The following is a 15,918-nucleotide window of genomic DNA, read 5'->3' as shown; positions in this document are numbered from 1 at the left end:
TGCCCGAGACCGGGCCCTCCGCAACACCCTTCAGCCCTGGCCGAAGCGGGCCAGGTGGTCCGGGAGTCCGGCCGCCGTGTCCCCCGCCCAGCCGACATGGCCGTCGGGGCGGACGAGGTACAGGCCGGGCCCGTACACCGCCGGTGCGGGGCCCCGGACGACCGGGATGCGTGCGCCGAGGTCCGGTGCCTGCGTATTCCCGAGGGCCAGCAGCGTCCAGTGCGGGCCGCGGAACGCGTCGAAGAGCCGGACGCCGGCCACCGTCCCGTCGGGTGCGCGGTCGCCCGCCCGCAGCGGGCCCGGGCGGGTCCGGGTCTCGCGGGTGAGCGGCGAATCCCGGTAGCCGATCCCGAGCTGGCAGGTCGCCTCGCCCCGCCGCGTCTCGCCGCGGTGCACGGCCGTGGACAGACCGAGCACAGCGGCGGCTACGGGCCGACGCTCCTCCTCGTAGGAGTCGAGCAGGGCCGGGTCCGCGCCGTCGCGCAGCACCGCGCCCAGCTTCCAGCCCAGGTTGTAGGCGTCCTGGACGCTGGTGTTGAGGCCCTGGCCGCCGGCGGGGGAGTGCACGTGCGCCGCGTCGCCGGCGAGGAAGACCCGCCCGGAACGGAAGCGGTCCGCGAGGGCCGCCCGGGGGCGGAAGTCCGAGGCCCACCGCAGCTCCGTCACGGACTCCGGCGCGAGGTGCGACCGCACGGCGACGACCTTGCGGACACCCTCCAGTGAGAGGTCCGGTGCCGTCCCGTCCGGGAACTGCGCCACCAGCTGGAAGTCCTCGGTGCCGGCCAGCGGGCAGATCGCGAGGAAGCCGTCGCCGTCACCGGGCGGGAAGACGTGCCAGTCGTCCCGGCCCAGGCCGCTGATGCGGACATCCGCCACCAGCGTCGGGTGCGGGTCGACCAGCTCGCCCGTCATGCCGATGCCGAGCAGCCTGCGCACGGTCGAGCGGCCGCCGTCCGCCGCCACGGCGTACCGGGCGGTGACGGTCTCGCCCGAGGCGAACTCGGCACGCACCCCGTCCGCGTCCTGCGTCAGCCCGACGACCTCCCTGCCGAACGCCACCCGTCCGCCCAGCTCCTCCAGCCGCGCCCGCAGGATCTGCTGCGTGCGCCACTGCGGCACCATCCACGGCTCCGTGTACGGCGCGTCCTCGCTTCGCTCGGCCGCGTCGAACATCCGGTGCTCGCCGACCCGCTCGCCGCCCTGCCAGATCACCCCCACCGGGTAGGGGCCGCCCGCCGCCCGGATCGCGTCGAGCACACCCAGGTCGTCGAAGACCTCCATCGTGCGCGGCTGGATCCCCTTGCCGCGCGAGCCGGGGAACAACGCCCCGGCCCGCTCCACGACCAGCGCGGCCACGCCCCGCCGGGCGAGGTCGATCCCGAGTGCCAGACCCGTCGGGCCCGCGCCCACCACCAGTACGTCCGTGTCCCTGCTCATCGGCCACCTCTCCTTAACGTCGTTAAGTAGCTTCGCTTCACGAGAGTCGCCTTAACGGTGTTAAGTTGTCAAGCGTGAGTACGGAACGACGCGAGCCCCTCGACCGCCGCCGGGTCGCCGACACCGCGCTGCGGCTGCTGAACGAGGTGGGCCTCGACGGCCTGACCCTGCGCGCCATCGCCCGGGAGCTGGACGTGAAGGCGCCCGCCCTCTACTGGCACTTCAAGGACAAGCAGGCGCTGCTCGACGAGATGGCGACGGAGATGTACCGCCGGATGGTCGCCGGCTCCGCCCTCGACCCGGCCGACACCTGGCAGGACCGGTTGCTCAAGGCCAACCGGGGCCTGCGCACGGCCCTGCTCGGGTACCGGGACGGCGCGAAGGTGTTCAGCGGCTCACGCTTCACCGGCATCGAGCACGCCGGGCAGATGGAGGACAACCTGCGCCTGCTCACGGCCGCCGGGTTCACGCTCGCCCAGGCGGCCCGCGCGCTCACCACGGCGTACCTGTACACGCTGGGCTTCGTCACCGAGGAGCAGGGCGTCCAGCCGCTCCCGGGTGAGCGGCGCGAAGGCTACGACATGGACGAACGCGCCCGCCTGATGGCCGACTTTCCCTTGTCGGCCCAGGCGGGCGCGGAGATCTTCGAGGACTACGACCGGCACTTCGAGGAGGGACTCGCCCTCGTGATCGGGGGGATCGGGGCGCGCTACGGGGTCTCATGAGGCGGTCCGGCGGGTCAGGACCGTTTCGTGCGGGCCCGCCGTACGGCCCGGGTGAGGACGGGCGGCAGCAGGTCCTTGGCGAGCCGGCGGGCCACGGACGGGGTGGGCCGGGCCGGGCGCGCCGCACGCGATGCGCTGACCTCGGGGGCGCGCACCGGGGCGGGCTCGGGCTCCGCGTAGTGCCGCGAGGGCGGGAAGGCCGGAGGCTTCATGCCCCGGGAGCGGGTCCGGATCAGCCGGTGCCCGGCCGCCTCCTGCACGCTCAGCCCGACGTCCGTGCGCAGCCGGAGCATGGCGAGCAGTTCCTCCTGGAGCGGTTCGGGGTCGCCCCAGGTCGCGTACAGCTTCTGCGTGCTGAGGCAGATCGGGCGCAGACCGCGGTTGAGGACGGCCTCCCAGGCGGCGACCGAGACACCCGGGGTGTGCTCGGACCGGAAGTCGTCCAGGACCACGACGCCCTCGGGCAGCAGGATGTCGTGGGCCGCGCCGATGTCGCCGTACACGTGCTCGTACAGGTGTGAGGCGTCGATGTGGATGAAGCGGCAGGAGTCCGGGGCCACCTTCTCGTCCACGAGTGAACTGGGGCCGGTGATCACCGTGGGCAGGGTGTCGTGGAAGGAGAGGTAGTTCCGCTCGAACGCCTGCTGGGTGAGGGAGGCGTACGACTTGGCCGACTCCGCCTTGTTGGCGTCGTCCGGGGCGTCGCCCTCGAACAGGTCACAGACCGTGAACCGCTCGCCGTCCTGGAGGTGGTGGCCGAGGAGAATCGCGCTCTTGCCCAGGTAGACGCCGAGCTCCAGCAGGTCACCCTTTATGCCGGACGTCTTCTGCTGTTCGAGGAGCCAGGTGAACAGCGTCTGGTCCAGGGCCGGGAACCAGCCGGGGACGTCGGCGAGTTCGCCGGGGTGCGCGTCGATCGCTTGTGCGTGGGTCATGGGACGAGCCTCCTCTCCGAGCGTTGCCCCGATCGACGGCCGGCTGAACGTCCCGTGAACAGCGTCAGCGGGTCTTCGTCAGGGCCGCCCGCAGCCGGGGCGTCAACGGCTTCTCCACATATTTGTGCAGCAACCACGCCAGCAGCAGCATTGACGCCACCGTCAGTACGAAAGTCACCCCGGACGCCAGCCCCAGACCGCGGTGCAGGGCCTGGATCACCACCCAGCCGAGATGCTCGTGGACCAGATAGAAGGGGTACGTCAGCGCGCCCGCGACCGTCAGCCACCGCCAGTTCACCCGGCCCAGCAGGCCCAGCGCGATCGCGGCGACCGCCACGAAGCCGAACGTGACGACGGCGATGATCCCGAACGACGAGCGGTAGGAGAAGGCCTCCGGATCGGGGGCGTGCCACAGCGACTGCACCGCGTAATGCTGACCGATCAGCCAGCTGACGGCCACGATGCCCCACCCGTGGACGTCCCGCCGGTCGCGGTGCACGAGGTAGAGGCCGACACCGCCGATGAAGAAGGGCGCGTACTCGGGCATCAGGACGATGTCGAGCAGCGGCATGTTCGCGTTCTCGGCGATCACGGCCGCCAGCATCCAGCCCGCGCAGAACATGACCACCCGGCGGCGGTTCGCCCCGGGCAGCACGACGCACAGGGCGAACAGGGCGTAGAAGCGGACCTCCGCCCACAGGGTCCAGCACACCCCGAGCACCCGGTCCACGCCCAGGGGCATCTGGAGCATCGTCAGATTCACCAGGGCGTCGCTCGGCGAGACCGCCTTGTAGGCGACCACCGGCAGTGCGAAGACGCCGGTCACCAGCAGGATCGCCGCCCAGTAGGCGGGCATCAGCCGGGAGGCGCGGGAGGCGAAGAACGACTTCAGGGGACGGCCCCAGCCGCTCATGCAGATCACGAACCCGCTGATCACGAAGAAGACCTGGACGCCGAGGCAGCCGTAGGCGAACAGCGAGTGCAGGGTGGGGAACTGGTCCCGGGGCGAGGTGCCCCAGGCCTGGGCGACCTCACCGCCGCGCCCGCCGTAGTGGTACAGCGCCACCATCAGCGCGGCCACCAGCCGCAGTCCGTCCAGGGCGCGCAGCCGCCCGGCGGAGTCGCTTCTGCGCCGTGGGACGGTCGTGGCGCCCGGTGGTTCGACCAGCACGGCGACGCCGGGCTGTGGCTTGCGGGTGCTGACGACCGTCTCGGTCACGCTGGAAACCTCTGTGTGGTTCGTATGTCCTTTGCCTGAGCCGCCTGTGGGCGGGCGCCTGTCACCCTAGGACGAGAGTTGACGGAATTACGTTCGATGGCGACAGGCTTCGCCTGCCGGTCCCCATGGGTTCATCTGGATGTCGCCGGGGCCGGTCGGGCCGCCGGGCGGGACCGGCTCAGCGGCGTACCGCCTTGCGCAGGGCCCGGGCCCGCCGGACCACCCGGCGTGCTGTGGAATTGCGTGGCAGGAACGCCAGTCGCTGCGGAATCCCCCCGGGCAGCCCGAGCGCGGTGAGGCGGCGCTTCTTGAAGTAGCGCCGGGTGCGCGGGCCGAGGTGCCGGGCGAGGAACCGCTCGGCCTGCGGGCGCAGATCCGGGTAGATCTGCGGCTGCATGGTGAATCCGAGGGCCGTGACGAGGGCGGACAGCCGCTCGGCCGGCAGGAGGTCACCGTCCTTGCCGCTCTCGAGGTCGGGCAGCAGCGCGTCCGCCAGGGCGGTCGGCACCCGGTTGCTGTTCTGATACGGCGTCAGCCGCTCCAGCAGCAGTTCGGTCCCGATGCGGGCGACGGGCAGGTCGTAGAAGGCGGAGGCCGTGAACAGCGCGGTCGAGAAGCAGCCGACGACCAGCGCGGGCCGGGCCCGGTCGAACAGCACCTCGGCGAGCACGGGCGTGTCCAGGACGGTCAGGTCGACGCCGAGCTTGTCGGCCTCGGTCTCCAGGGCGCGGCTGTAGCGGGCCGGTGCGGTCGGGTGGGGCTTGAAGACGACCGTGCGGTGGCCGCGGGCGACCGCGCCCCGCATCATCCGCACGTGCAGGTCCTCTTCCTCCTCGGGGGAGAGGATGTTCAGCGCCGACAGGTACTGGCCGAGCAGCAGCGCCGAGTCGCCGGGCAGGGCGGGCAGTTCGGGCACGGTCTCGGTGACCTCGCCGAGCACCTTCAGGAACGCCGTCGTCGGCACCAGGTGCGCCGGCACGCCGAACTCGGTGAGCAGCATCGGCGTGAGCCCCGGCACCAGGTCCAGGTGCAGCAGCCTGCGCACGCGCGTGCCGACCAGCGGGTCCAGCTTGTTGCGGGTCGGGCCGTAGCTCATCAGGCCGTCGGCGTAGACGTCGACGGGGGCGTCGGTGAACAGCTGGGCCACCGTCAGGGCGGGGGCCACCTGGATGGATTCCAGCACCAGGCTCACCCGGTCGTCGCCGAGGCCCCACAGCAGCCGCAGATAGCGCTCGAAGAGCGGGATGTCGTCCGAGCGCGGCGTCCAGGCCCCGGGGTGGAAGGGGCGGATCGCCTCGTTCCAGGACAGCACCTCGTCGAAGTGCTCGCGCAGCGGGGCGAAGCCCGGCATCTCGTCCAGGGCCAAAGTGGTCTCAGGGGTCGCGGAGTTGTTGAACACCAGCAGCACCCGACGGTCCGGCTCCTCGAACAGGTCGGAGTCGATCGCGGCGGCCAGGGTGGCGACGCCGTACAGCGTCGAGGCGCAGAAGATCTGAGTGGTCCCGGGCATCAGGCGGCCGCTCCCGTCGTGGTGACCCGGCGCCGCAGCCGCCGCAGTGTGGACGAGCGGTCCATGTCCATGGCCTCCAGTGCGTCGGCGAGTGCGTCCTGCGGCATGCGCTTGATGGCCGCCGCGCTCATCGACCGCAGCTGCCTGGCCACGGCCGGTTCGAACCTGTCCTCGTTGGAGAGGTGGTGGGCGATGATCGCGCAGTAGGTCCGCACCGCCTTGGGCAGCAGCCGGTCGGCGTCGCGGTCCGCGGCCGTCTCCTCGATCACCTGGTCGAAGGCGCGGATGAAGTCGAGCTGGCGCACATCGCCGATCTGCGTCAGGGACGAGGCCACCCCGCGCCGGTAGAACACGCCCAGCAGGCTCACCACGGCGAACGACTCCGCCTCACGGTGCAGCTTCCAGATCCACGGCCGGTCCTCGGCCGTGCGCAGCCCGTCGGTGAAGTGGAGTACGCCCTTGTCGACCAGGCGGCGGTGATAGGCGCCGGCCCAGGCGTAGGCGTAGTCGACGGAGGTGGAGCGGTGGGCGGGCAGGATCGCCTCCCGCGGGTCGAACGCCTCCCAGCGCCGCCCGACCGGGACCCGGTGCACGGAACGGGCGCGCGCGGTGGCCTGCACATGGTCGGTGCGCACGAAGTCGCACCCCAAGTCGTCCATCGCGGACACCAGTTCGGCGAGGTAGCCGGGGGCCAGCCAGTCGTCACCGTCCAGGAACGTCAGGTACTCGCCCTGCGCCGCGTCCAGGCCGGTGTTGCGCGCGGTGGCGAGCCCGCCGTTCTGCTCGTGGCGGATGTACCGCACCTGGGCCACATCCGAAAGCTCCTCGGCCGCTCGTTCGAGAATGGCCGGAGTTTCGTCCTTGGAATGGTCGTCGACCAGGATGAACTCGAAATCTCGGTCGGCGTTGGACCGAAGGCTTCTGAGGGTGTCCGGGGCATATTGCTGCACGTTGTAGAACGGCACGATCACGGAAAGCTTAGGCACCCGCAAAACGTTAGGAGGCCGCCCGGCAGCTGAACTTTCCGATGAAGGTACACCGGGTGAACTCAATGTGTCAGAACGGTGCACCGCGTGTACTTCCGGCCTTCCAGCAGGCCAGTTCGGCTCTCGGTGGGCTGTTGTTAACTTTTCGTTGAGTCGGGGTTCCGCCATACCTAGGATTCGCTTCCTAGCGTCGTCGACGTGCCAGCAAGTACACCGAAGCGCCCGCGAATCGCCGTCCTCGCGGACAGCGACACCCGATGGAAATGGGGTGCGCTGACCGCGGACCGCATCGCCCCGGGACCGTCCATGGAAGCCGCAGCGCGCGAAGCCGCGCAAGGCGGCCCCCTCCTCGACGGATTCCTGCTGCGCGGCCGGGCGACGCCCACCCCGCGCCAGCTTCAGGAAGTGGGCGTGCGCGCCGACTCGCTTCGGGAGGTCACCGCCGTCGAGTTTCTGCGCGCCATGGCCGAGGGAACCTACGACGTCCTGGTCCTGTCCCTGGTCGGCGGCGGTGTGCAGGCGATGCTGCACGGCCTGGCACGTGTCTGGGAGCACCGCGCCTCGCGGCCCGTCGTCGTCACCGGCTACGTCGGTGTCGTCTACGAGAAGCTCGCCGACGGCCTGCTGCTGCGGCACGGCGCGGACCTGGTGCTCGCCAACTCCCGCCAGGACGCGGACCGTTTCCGGGCCGTCTACGAGGGAGTGGGCGCCGACGCCTCGTCGGTGACGGAGGTGGCCCTGCCGTTCCTCGGCGGCGCGCCGTACGAAGGTGAACACGACCTCTCCGCGAAGCAAGGGCGCAGGCCCTACACGGTGGTGTTCGCAGCCCAGCCCTCCGTCCCGGACAGCCGCAAGGACCGTACGTACCTGCTGAACCGGCTGGTGCAGCACGCCCGCAGGCACCCCGAGCGCGAGGTGCTGCTGAAGCTGCGCTCCAAGCCGGGCGAACACACGACCCACATCGAGGAGTTGCCGTACCAGAAGCTGGTGCAGCGCCTCGATCCGCCCGCCAACTTCAGCCTCGTCTACGGCAACATGGGCGAGGTCCTCGACCGGACCGACCTGCTGGTGACCGTCAGCTCCACGGCGGCCCTGGAGTCGCTGCACCGCCGCATCCCGACCGTCGTGCTGAGCGACCTCGGCATCCGCGAGTCGCTCGGCAACCACCACTTCGTGGGCTCCGGCTGCCTCGCCTCCTGGGACCAGCTCGACGCCGGGCACCGGCCCGTGCCCGACGAGGAGTGGGTCTCCCGGCAGGGCGTCGCGGCCGACGGATCCTACGACTCCGCCTTCGACGCGGCCCGGGAACGCATCGCCGAGCTGCTCGACCGGCCCGGCGGCCTGCCCCCGCTGACCCCGTACTACACCCCCGTCACCGCGCCCGGCTATCTGCCCAGGATCCTCGCCCGCCACCACCTCGGCCCGGACGGCACCCCGCTGCCCGGCGCGCCCGCCGCCGACAAGGACCCCGGACCGGTCCGGCAGATCGTGCGCCGGGCGGCGCGCGGCGCCTACCGCCACGGCGTGCAGCGCGTGGCGCCCGTCATCCGGCGGATGGGGGAGCTGTGAGCCGCCCCGAGACCCCTGCCCAAGGAGTAGACCCCATGTCCCATCCACAAGCGGGCCGAGGCGCCTCCGTGCGCCGCGTGCTCGCGGTGATCCCCGCGCGCGGCGGCTCCAAGGGCGTGCCCGCGAAGAACCTCCTCCCCGTCGGCGGTGTCCCGCTGGTGGCACGGGCGGTGCGCGAGTGCCGGTCGACCCGGCTGGTGACGGACGTCGTGGTCTCCACCGACGACCAGGCCATCGCGGCCGCCGCCCGCGAGGCCGGAGCCGAGGTCGTGCTGCGGCCCGCCGCCATCGCCGGCGACACCGCCACCTCCGAGGCCGCCGTCCTGCACGCCATGGACGCCCACGAGGCCCTGCACGGGGCGCCGGTGGACGTGGTCCTGCTCGTGCAGTGCACCAGCCCGTTCATCGTCCGCGAGGACATCGACGGGGTGGCCGGCGCGATCGCCGAGAACGGCGCCGACACCGCGGTGACCGTGGCGCCGTTCCACGGGTTCATCTGGAGGGACGCCGACACCGAGGCCACCTCCGGGGAGGGGACCGGCGGCTACGGCGTCAACCACGACAAGTCCTTCCGGCCCCGCCGCCAGGACCGCCCCCAGGACCTGCTGGAGACCGGCGCCGCCTACGCGATGGACGCGGCGGGCTTCCGCAAGCACCAGCACCGCTTCTTCGGACACACCGAACTCGTCCGGACCGACCCGGCCCGCGTGCTGGAGATCGACGACCCGCACGACCTCGCCCGCGCCCGGGCCCTCGCACCGCTCTTCGACGCGGACCGCCCCGGCGCCCTCCCGACCGCCGACGACATCGACGCGGTCGTCCTCGACTTCGACGGCACCCAGACCGACGACCGGGTGCTGGTCGACTCCGACGGACGGGAGTTCGTCTCCGTGCACCGCGGGGACGGACTCGGCATCGCGGCCCTCCGAGCGAGCGGTCGCCTGAAGATGCTGATCCTGTCCACGGAACAGAACCCTGTGGTCGCCGCCCGGGCCCGGAAGCTCAAGCTCCCGGTGCTGCACGGCATCGACCGCAAGGACCTCGCGCTGAAGCAGTGGTGCGAGGAGCAGGGCATCGCGCCGGAGCGCGTGCTCTACGTCGGCAACGACGTCAATGACCTCCCGTGCTTCGCCCTCGTGGGCTGGCCCGTGGCGGTCGCGAGCGCCCACGACGTCGTGCGCGGCGCCGCACGCGCGGTCACCACCGTCCCCGGCGGTGACGGCGCGATCCGGGAGATCGCCAGCTGGATCCTCGGCCCCTCTCTCGATTCCCTCACCAAGTAAGGAACTCTTCGCCATGAGCAACAACTCCCGCATCCGCAAGTTCGGTTCGCGCGAGGCCGGCCCCGGCCGCCCCGTCTACGTCACCGGCGAGATCGGCATCAACCACAACGGCGACATCGAGAACGCCTTCAAGCTCATCGACGCCGCCGCCGAGGCCGGCTGCGACGCGGTCAAGTTCCAGAAGCGCACCCCGGAGATCTGCACCCCGCGCGACCAGTGGGACATCGAGCGCGACACCCCCTGGGGCCGCATGACGTACATCGACTACCGCCACCGCGTGGAGTTCGGCGAGGAGGAGTACGGCCAGATCGACGCCTACTGCAAGAAGAAGGGCATCGACTGGTTCGCCTCCCCGTGGGACACCGAGGCCGTCGCCTTCCTGGAGAAGTTCGACGTCCCCGCCCACAAGGTCGCCTCCGCCTCCCTCACGGACGACGAGCTGCTGCGCGCCCTGCGCGCGACCGGCCGCACGATCATCCTGTCCTCCGGCATGTCGACCCCGAAGCAGATCCGCCACGCGGTCGAGGTCCTGGGCAGCGAGAACATCCTTCTCTGCCACGCCACTTCGACCTACCCGGCGAAGGCCGAGGAGCTCAACCTCCGCGTGATCAACACCCTGCAGGAGGAGTACCCGAACGTCCCGATCGGCTACTCCGGCCACGAGACCGGCCTCCAGACCACGCTCGCCGCGGTCGCCCTCGGCGCCACCTTCGTCGAGCGTCACATCACCCTCGACCGCGCCATGTGGGGCTCCGACCAGGCCGCCTCCGTGGAGCCGCAGGGCCTCACGCGCCTCGTCCGCGACATCCGCACCATCGAGGCCTCCCTCGGCGACGGCGTCAAGAAGGTCTACGAGTCCGAGCTGGGCCCGATGAAGAAGCTGCGCCGCGTCGCCGGTGTGGTCGCCGAGGCGGAGATCGCCACGGCGGCGGGCGAGCCGGTCGGCGTCTGAACGCACACCCCCACAACCCCCCTTACGACGGGACGGTCGTACGTCGATGAGCCCCCGCGCCGGGAAGGCCGGCCCCCACACTCTCGCCTTCGTCGAGAGCCCGGTACAGCTGCTGAACGTGCTGGAGTGGGCGCACGCGCACGCCCCCGGCGTGGGGCTCACCCTCGTGGTGCTGTCGCCCGTCGACCCGATGACGCGCGGCCAGCTGCGTCGGATGTCCGACCTGGCCCGCGACGAGGGGCACGAGGTCCGCTGGGAGGAAGCGCGCGGCGGGCCGCTCGCGCCCTTCCAGACCATCGGCGGACTGACCGGCCTGCTGCGCAGGGCACGCCGCGTCGTGCTGGGGGACCCCTTCTCCCGCTACGTCCAGCTGCTGCTGACGATCACCCGCGCCCGTGACCTGGTCGTCGTCGACGACGGCACGGCGACGATGGAGTTCGTCGGGCAGCTGGCCCGTGGCGAGCGGCTGGTGCGCTGGCACCGCAAGGGCGGCCGCCCCGGCCCGCGGGACGTGGTCTTCGCGCCGGTGTCGGCCTCGGCCCGCCGCCGGCTGACCCCCGGCGACCGTCGCCGCATCGAGATCTTCTCCTCCATGCCGATGGAGGAGACCCCGGCGGGCGTCACGGTCAGCGAGAACACCTTCGCCTGGACCCGGGCCCGTTTCGGCCCGCCCCGGATCACCAAGGGCGCCGACCTGGTCGGCACGTCCCTGGTGGAGACCGGCGTGGTGGACGACGGCCGCTATCTGGAGGCCGTCCACGCCCTGGCCAGGGCGCACGGCGCCACCCGCTACTTCGCCCACCGCCGCGAGAGCACGGACAAGCTCCACCGCCTCGCGGTCGCAACGGGCCTGGAAATCGTCCGCCCCGAGCTCCCCCTCGAACTGATCGCCCGCCGCGGCCCCATCGGCCGGACGATCCTCAGCTTCCCCTCCACGGTCGTCCACACCCTCCCCCTCGCCCTGTCCGGCACGGAGGTACGCGTCGCGGTCTGCGACATCGACCCCGCCTGGCTCACCGAGAACGCCTCCCCACGCGCCCAGGGCTTCCTGTCCGGGGTGACGGGAACGGCCCGGGACGTGCACCGGCTGTCGCCGGCGGCCCCGGTGTCTCCGCCGGGGCCGCCGCACCCGGGCACGGCGGAGCCGGCCGACCCCACGGGACCGGCGGGCACGGCGCGCTTCACCGCCCCACCGCGCCCCTCGGGCCCACCGCCCCCCTCGGGCCTGCCGGGCCCGGCAGGGGCACCGGGAGCGGTGGCGGCCGGATAGGAACCGGAGCCCCCTGGTCGCTGGACCGGACGACAGGCCCTACGCCTCCGCCGCGGGCTCCCCGTCCACCGCCGGCCTGCGCGCGAGCAGAAACGCGCGCGGCAGCTTCTCCCCGGCCTCGGGCTCGCGCAGGACACGGGCGTGGAGGTCGAGGCCCGCCCCGGTGAGGTGCTCGACGACGGTGTCCGGAGTGCGCCAGTAGTAGTCGAGCGAGATCTCCTGCCCGAAGCGCTCGGTCAGGCGCTGATGCCCGTCCTCGTCCCCGGACTGGAAGCCGAGCAGCACCGGCGCCCCCGGCAGCAGGACGCGGCGGAACCCGGCGAAGACGGACGGCAGGTGATCGTCCGGCACATGGATGATCGAGTAGAGCGCGACGATGCCTCCGAGCGTCGCCTCCGGCAGGTCCAGGGCCGTCATCGAACCGACGTGGAAGCGCAGCTGCGGGTGGGCGCGACGGGCCAGGGCCACCATGCGGGGCGACGCGTCGACCCCGAACACCGGCAGCCCGGCCTCGTGCAGCCGCGCCGTCACGTACCCCGGCCCGCTGCCGATGTCCGCGACCGGCGGCCGGCCGGGCGCCCCCGGCGCCCGGACCAGCTCCACGAAGGCCGACAGCAGCGCCCGCTCCAGCGGTCTTCCGGCCAGGCTGTCGGGGTGCTCAGCGGCGTAGGCCTCGGCGATGGCGTCGTACGAGGCCTGCGTGGACTCGACAAAATCGGGGGCGCGCACGAAGCGCACACTAGTGGGGACTCGCGTCCGGCAGATGAACACGCCGGTGTTCGCCGCGCACGGCGTGGTATCCGTGGAGAGGATGGATGGATACCGGAGTCGTGACGCCGATGTGGTCGAAGTCACACTCTGGGGGGTGGATGGCCCGGTCCGGCCCAAAAGGCAGGCGAGTTTACCCATCTCACTTGATAGCTATGCGCCGGGCGATCATATTTTCTTCCCCTATCGGGTTGAAGTTTTGTTGATCCAGGGTCGGTCGACCGCCCGGGCGCCCTACCCTTCAAAGGGTGAAGCCACTGATGTCACTGGAGTCCGAGGTCGATCTTCCCGGCGGAGCCGTGCTCCCCGGTGCGCTGCCCGACGCTCTGCGGGCCGAGCTCATCGCGTTCCGGCGCGACCTGCACATGCACCCGGAGCTCGGCAACCAGGAGTTCCGCACGACCGCCGCGATCAAGGAGCGGCTCGAGCGGGCCGGCCTCAAGCCGCGCGTCCTCGCCGTGGGGACCGGACTCGTCTGTGACATCGGCGTGGAGGGTGAGCAGTGGGACGGCGGTCCCAGCATGCTGGCCCTGCGGGCCGACATCGACGGCCTGCCCATCCCGGACACCAAGACGGACTGCCCGTACCGCTCGACCGTGCCCGACCGTGCGCACGCCTGCGGTCATGACGTGCACACCACCGTCGTCCTCGGCGCCGGCCTCGTCCTCGCCGAGCTGCACCGCCGGGGCGCCCTGCCCCGCCCCGTCCGGCTGATCTTCCAGCCCGCCGAGGAGGTGCTGCCCGGCGGTGCCGCCGACGTCATCAAGTGCGGGGCGCTGGAAGGCGTGGGCGCGATCATCGCCGTGCACTGCGACCCCCGGGTGGACGCCGGCAAGATCGGACTCCGCGAGGGTCCCATCACCTCGGCCTGCGACCGGCTGGAGATCGGCCTCGACGGTCCGGGCGGCCACACCGCCCGCCCCCACCTCACGACCGACCTGGTCACCGCCGCCGCCCGCGTCGTCACCGACGTGCCCGCGCTGGTCGGCCGCCGCTTCGACAGCCGCAGCGGGCTCGCCATCACCTGGGGCCGCGTCGAGTCCGGGCACGCGCCGAACGTGATCCCGCAGCACGCCGAGCTCTCCGGCACCGTGCGCTGCCTCGACCTGGAGGCGTGGCGGCAGGCCCCCGACGTGGTGGTCGCGGCCATCGACGAGATCGCCAACCTGTACCGCGCCAAGTCGGAGATCAACTACGTCCGCGGCGTGCCGCCCGTCGTCAACGAGCCCGGCGTCACCGAGCTGCTGCGCGACGCGATGATCGCCCGGCGCGGTGTCGAGTCCGTCGAGGGCACCGAGCAGAGCCTCGGCGGCGAGGACTTCTCCTGGTACCTGGAGCACGTCCCCGGCGCGATGGCCCGCCTGGGCGTCCGCACCCCCGGCGAACGCCAGATCCGCGACCTCCACCAGGGCGACTTCGACGTCGACGAGTCGGCCATCACGGTAGGCGTGGAACTCTTCACAGCCGCGGCCCTGGTCAACGGCCTCCGCTAGGACCGCCTGACCGGATGCCCCTGCCTTCCTCCGGGCGGGGGCGGTGGTGCCTTTCTCAGGGGCGCGGGGAACTGCGCGACAAGCCACGACGGCGCCGCACGGGTGCTCGGGGGCGCGGGGAACTGCGCGAAAACCACGACGCCGCCGCACGGGTCCGACGACCTCGACCCTCACGGCCCCGGCCCGGGCTGCCACACCCCCGGGCCCGACGGCCTACCCTCCGGTTGCGAGCGGCGCAGCCTCACGGCAGCCTGGTGCGCGTCACGAGGTAGGCACGCGCCGTGTTCCCGACTACACCTTTCGACCCCGTTCGATCCCGTGGTTCACAAGGGCGTAACCGGCCATCGGCACGAATGGATAACGGCCCCGCGGCGAACCGTTCCCAGGAGTGTCTACGCGCGTTAATGTGCGCCGAACCGAGCACCCATCGCGGGGCTTTGGAGAATGGGGAACTTCAGATGCGTCGGATTTCCAAACTGACCCGTGTCGCGGTGGGGGTCGCGTCGCTCGGGCTCGTCGCCACGGCCTGCGGCGGCACCAGCAGTGACAGCGGCGACAGTGACAGCAGCGACCGCGGCGTGGCCATCGCGTACGACGTCGGCGGCAAGGGCGACCAGTCCTTCAACGACGCCGCCTTCGCGGGCCTGACGAAGGCCAAGGACGAGTTCGGCTACAAGACGGCCGACATCGAGCCCACCGAGGGCGAGACGAACGCCGACAAGGAGCAGCGCCTGGCCTCGCTGGCCAAGCAGGGCTACAACCCGGTCATCGGCGTCGGCTTCGCCTACGGCCCGGCGATGAAGGCCGTGGCCGCCAAGTACCCGAAGACCACCTTCGGCATCGTGGACTCCGTCGTCCCGGGCAAGAACGTCGCCTCCCTCGTCTTCGCCGAGGAGCAGGCCTCCTACCTCGCCGGTGTCGCCGCCGCCAAGGCCACGAAGACCGACGTCGTCGGCTTCGTCGGCGGTGTCGACGTGCCGCTGATCCACAAGTTCGAGGCCGGCTACAAGCAGGGCGTGCAGGACACCAACTCCAAGGTGAAGGTCCTGTCGCAGTACCTGACGCAGACGGCCGAGGAGGGCGGCTTCTCCAGCCCCGACAAGGGCAAGGCCGCCGCCGAGGGCCAGATCGAGAAGAAGGCCGACGTGCTCTACGCGGCCGCCGGTCTGTCCGGCCAGGGTGTCATCGAGGCCGCCGCCAAGGCGAAGGTCTGGGCGATCGGCGTCGACTCCGACCAGTACAAGCAGGCCGCCCTGGCGCCGTACAAGAACTACATCCTCACCTCCGCGCTCAAGGACGTCGGCGGCGCGGTCTACACGCTGTCCAAGTCGGTCCACGACGGCAAGCCGCTGACGGGCACCCAGACCTTCGACCTCAAGGTCAACGGCGTGGGCCTCGCGGAGTCCAACCCGCAGTACGCGAAGGTCGCGGGTCTCCAGGACGCGGTGAACAAGGCCAAGCAGGAGATCATCGACGGCAAGATCAAGGTCAACACCGAGTGATCCGACCGGTCTGACCAGCCGAAGCGGGCGGGCACCCCCTGGGTACCCGCCCGCTCCGCGTGTCCCGGCTCTCCCGGACCGGATCACCCAGAGCCACCCCCCGTTTGCGGTCGGCAACGCCCCGGCCAAGCGCGGGTGATGGCTTGGCCACGGGCGCATAACAAGGTGGACAGAAGGGGTTTTCAGGCAGGTCTACGCGCGTTAATCTGCGGCGAAGCCAGCGCTGAAGCTGAACCGTCCGGCGCTGTGCACCTCGGTTGTACGACAGG

Annotated in this window: 13 protein-coding genes; 7 read left to right on the top strand and 6 right to left on the bottom strand. The window is 71.5% G+C overall.

Features of this window, described 5'->3' with window-relative positions; translation table 11 throughout:
- Nucleotides 1-30 precede the first annotated feature (30 nt).
- Nucleotides 31-1,437, bottom strand: a complete 1,407-nt coding sequence (locus FDO69_RS01540; RefSeq protein WP_104777741.1) for an FAD-dependent oxidoreductase — start codon at nt 1,435-1,437, stop codon at nt 31-33.
- 74 nt (nt 1,438-1,511) lie between these two features.
- On the opposite strand from FDO69_RS01540, the gene FDO69_RS01535 reads away from it, so the two are divergent.
- The gene (locus FDO69_RS01535) at nt 1,512-2,162 is read left to right on the top strand and encodes a TetR/AcrR family transcriptional regulator C-terminal domain-containing protein (protein WP_104777740.1); all 651 of its coding nucleotides are present in this window, start codon (nt 1,512-1,514) and stop codon (nt 2,160-2,162) included.
- Nucleotides 2,163-2,176: 14 nt separating this feature from the next.
- On the opposite strand, the gene FDO69_RS01530 is transcribed toward FDO69_RS01535, so the two are convergent.
- The 4 genes from FDO69_RS01530 to FDO69_RS01515 form a co-directional block, all read right to left on the bottom strand.
- The gene (locus tag FDO69_RS01530; RefSeq protein ID WP_104777739.1) at nt 2,177-3,097 is read right to left on the bottom strand and encodes a class I SAM-dependent methyltransferase; all 921 of its coding nucleotides are present in this window, start codon (nt 3,095-3,097) and stop codon (nt 2,177-2,179) included.
- Nucleotides 3,098-3,161: 64 nt separating this feature from the next.
- Nucleotides 3,162-4,316: an acyltransferase family protein gene (locus FDO69_RS01525; RefSeq protein ID WP_104777738.1), complete on the bottom strand. Its 1,155-nt coding sequence runs from the start codon at nt 4,314-4,316 to the stop codon at nt 3,162-3,164.
- Between the two features lie 178 nt (nt 4,317-4,494).
- Nucleotides 4,495-5,826 (bottom strand): alpha-2,8-polysialyltransferase family protein, encoded by a 1,332-nt coding sequence (locus FDO69_RS01520; protein WP_104777737.1) that lies wholly within the window; start codon nt 5,824-5,826, stop codon nt 4,495-4,497.
- Complete coding sequence (locus tag FDO69_RS01515; protein ID WP_104777736.1) at nt 5,826-6,812, bottom strand: glycosyltransferase family 2 protein; 987 nt, start codon at nt 6,810-6,812, stop codon at nt 5,826-5,828. The genes FDO69_RS01520 and FDO69_RS01515 overlap by 1 nt, the downstream gene beginning before the upstream one ends.
- 198 nt (nt 6,813-7,010) lie before the next feature.
- Here FDO69_RS01515 and FDO69_RS01510 point away from each other — a divergent pair, with 198 nt between their 5' ends.
- The 4 genes from FDO69_RS01510 to FDO69_RS01495 are packed head-to-tail and all read left to right on the top strand — an operon-like array spanning nt 7,011 to nt 11,886.
- A complete protein-coding gene (locus tag FDO69_RS01510; RefSeq protein WP_170320819.1) occupies nt 7,011-8,381 on the top strand; it encodes a DUF6716 putative glycosyltransferase in 1,371 nt (456 codons plus the stop codon).
- 35 nt (nt 8,382-8,416) lie between these two features.
- A complete protein-coding gene (locus FDO69_RS01505) occupies nt 8,417-9,664 on the top strand; it encodes an acylneuraminate cytidylyltransferase (protein WP_104777734.1) in 1,248 nt (415 codons plus the stop codon).
- 13 nt (nt 9,665-9,677) lie between these two features.
- Complete coding sequence (locus FDO69_RS01500) at nt 9,678-10,616, top strand: N-acetylneuraminate synthase family protein (RefSeq protein ID WP_104777733.1); 939 nt, start codon at nt 9,678-9,680, stop codon at nt 10,614-10,616.
- 46 nt (nt 10,617-10,662) lie between these two features.
- Nucleotides 10,663-11,886: a ferritin family protein gene (locus tag FDO69_RS01495; RefSeq protein ID WP_104777732.1), complete on the top strand. Its 1,224-nt coding sequence runs from the start codon at nt 10,663-10,665 to the stop codon at nt 11,884-11,886.
- Nucleotides 11,887-11,925: 39 nt separating this feature from the next.
- Here FDO69_RS01495 and FDO69_RS01490 read toward each other — a convergent pair whose 3' ends face one another.
- Nucleotides 11,926-12,615 carry a class I SAM-dependent DNA methyltransferase gene (locus FDO69_RS01490; RefSeq protein ID WP_104777913.1) on the bottom strand — a complete coding sequence of 230 codons (690 nt, stop codon included), beginning with the start codon at nt 12,613-12,615 and terminating at the stop codon, nt 11,926-11,928.
- 299 nt (nt 12,616-12,914) lie between these two features.
- Between FDO69_RS01490 and FDO69_RS01485 the strand changes: the two genes are divergently transcribed.
- Both FDO69_RS01485 and FDO69_RS01480 read left to right on the top strand, forming a co-directional pair.
- Entirely contained in the window at nt 12,915-14,147 is a 1,233-nt protein-coding gene (locus FDO69_RS01485) for a M20 family metallopeptidase (RefSeq protein WP_104777731.1), read from the top strand.
- A 458-nt stretch (nt 14,148-14,605) separates the two neighbouring features.
- Nucleotides 14,606-15,649 (top strand): BMP family lipoprotein, encoded by a 1,044-nt coding sequence (locus tag FDO69_RS01480; RefSeq protein WP_104777730.1) that lies wholly within the window; start codon nt 14,606-14,608, stop codon nt 15,647-15,649.
- Nucleotides 15,650-15,918: the final 269 nt, after the last annotated feature.

This window comes from Streptomyces tibetensis (genome assembly GCF_007655005.1).
Taxonomy (GTDB): domain Bacteria; phylum Actinomycetota; class Actinomycetes; order Streptomycetales; family Streptomycetaceae; genus Streptomyces; species Streptomyces tibetensis.
The sequence above is the reverse complement of the archived record's forward strand: the minus strand, read 5'-3'. Positions and strand labels throughout refer to the sequence as shown.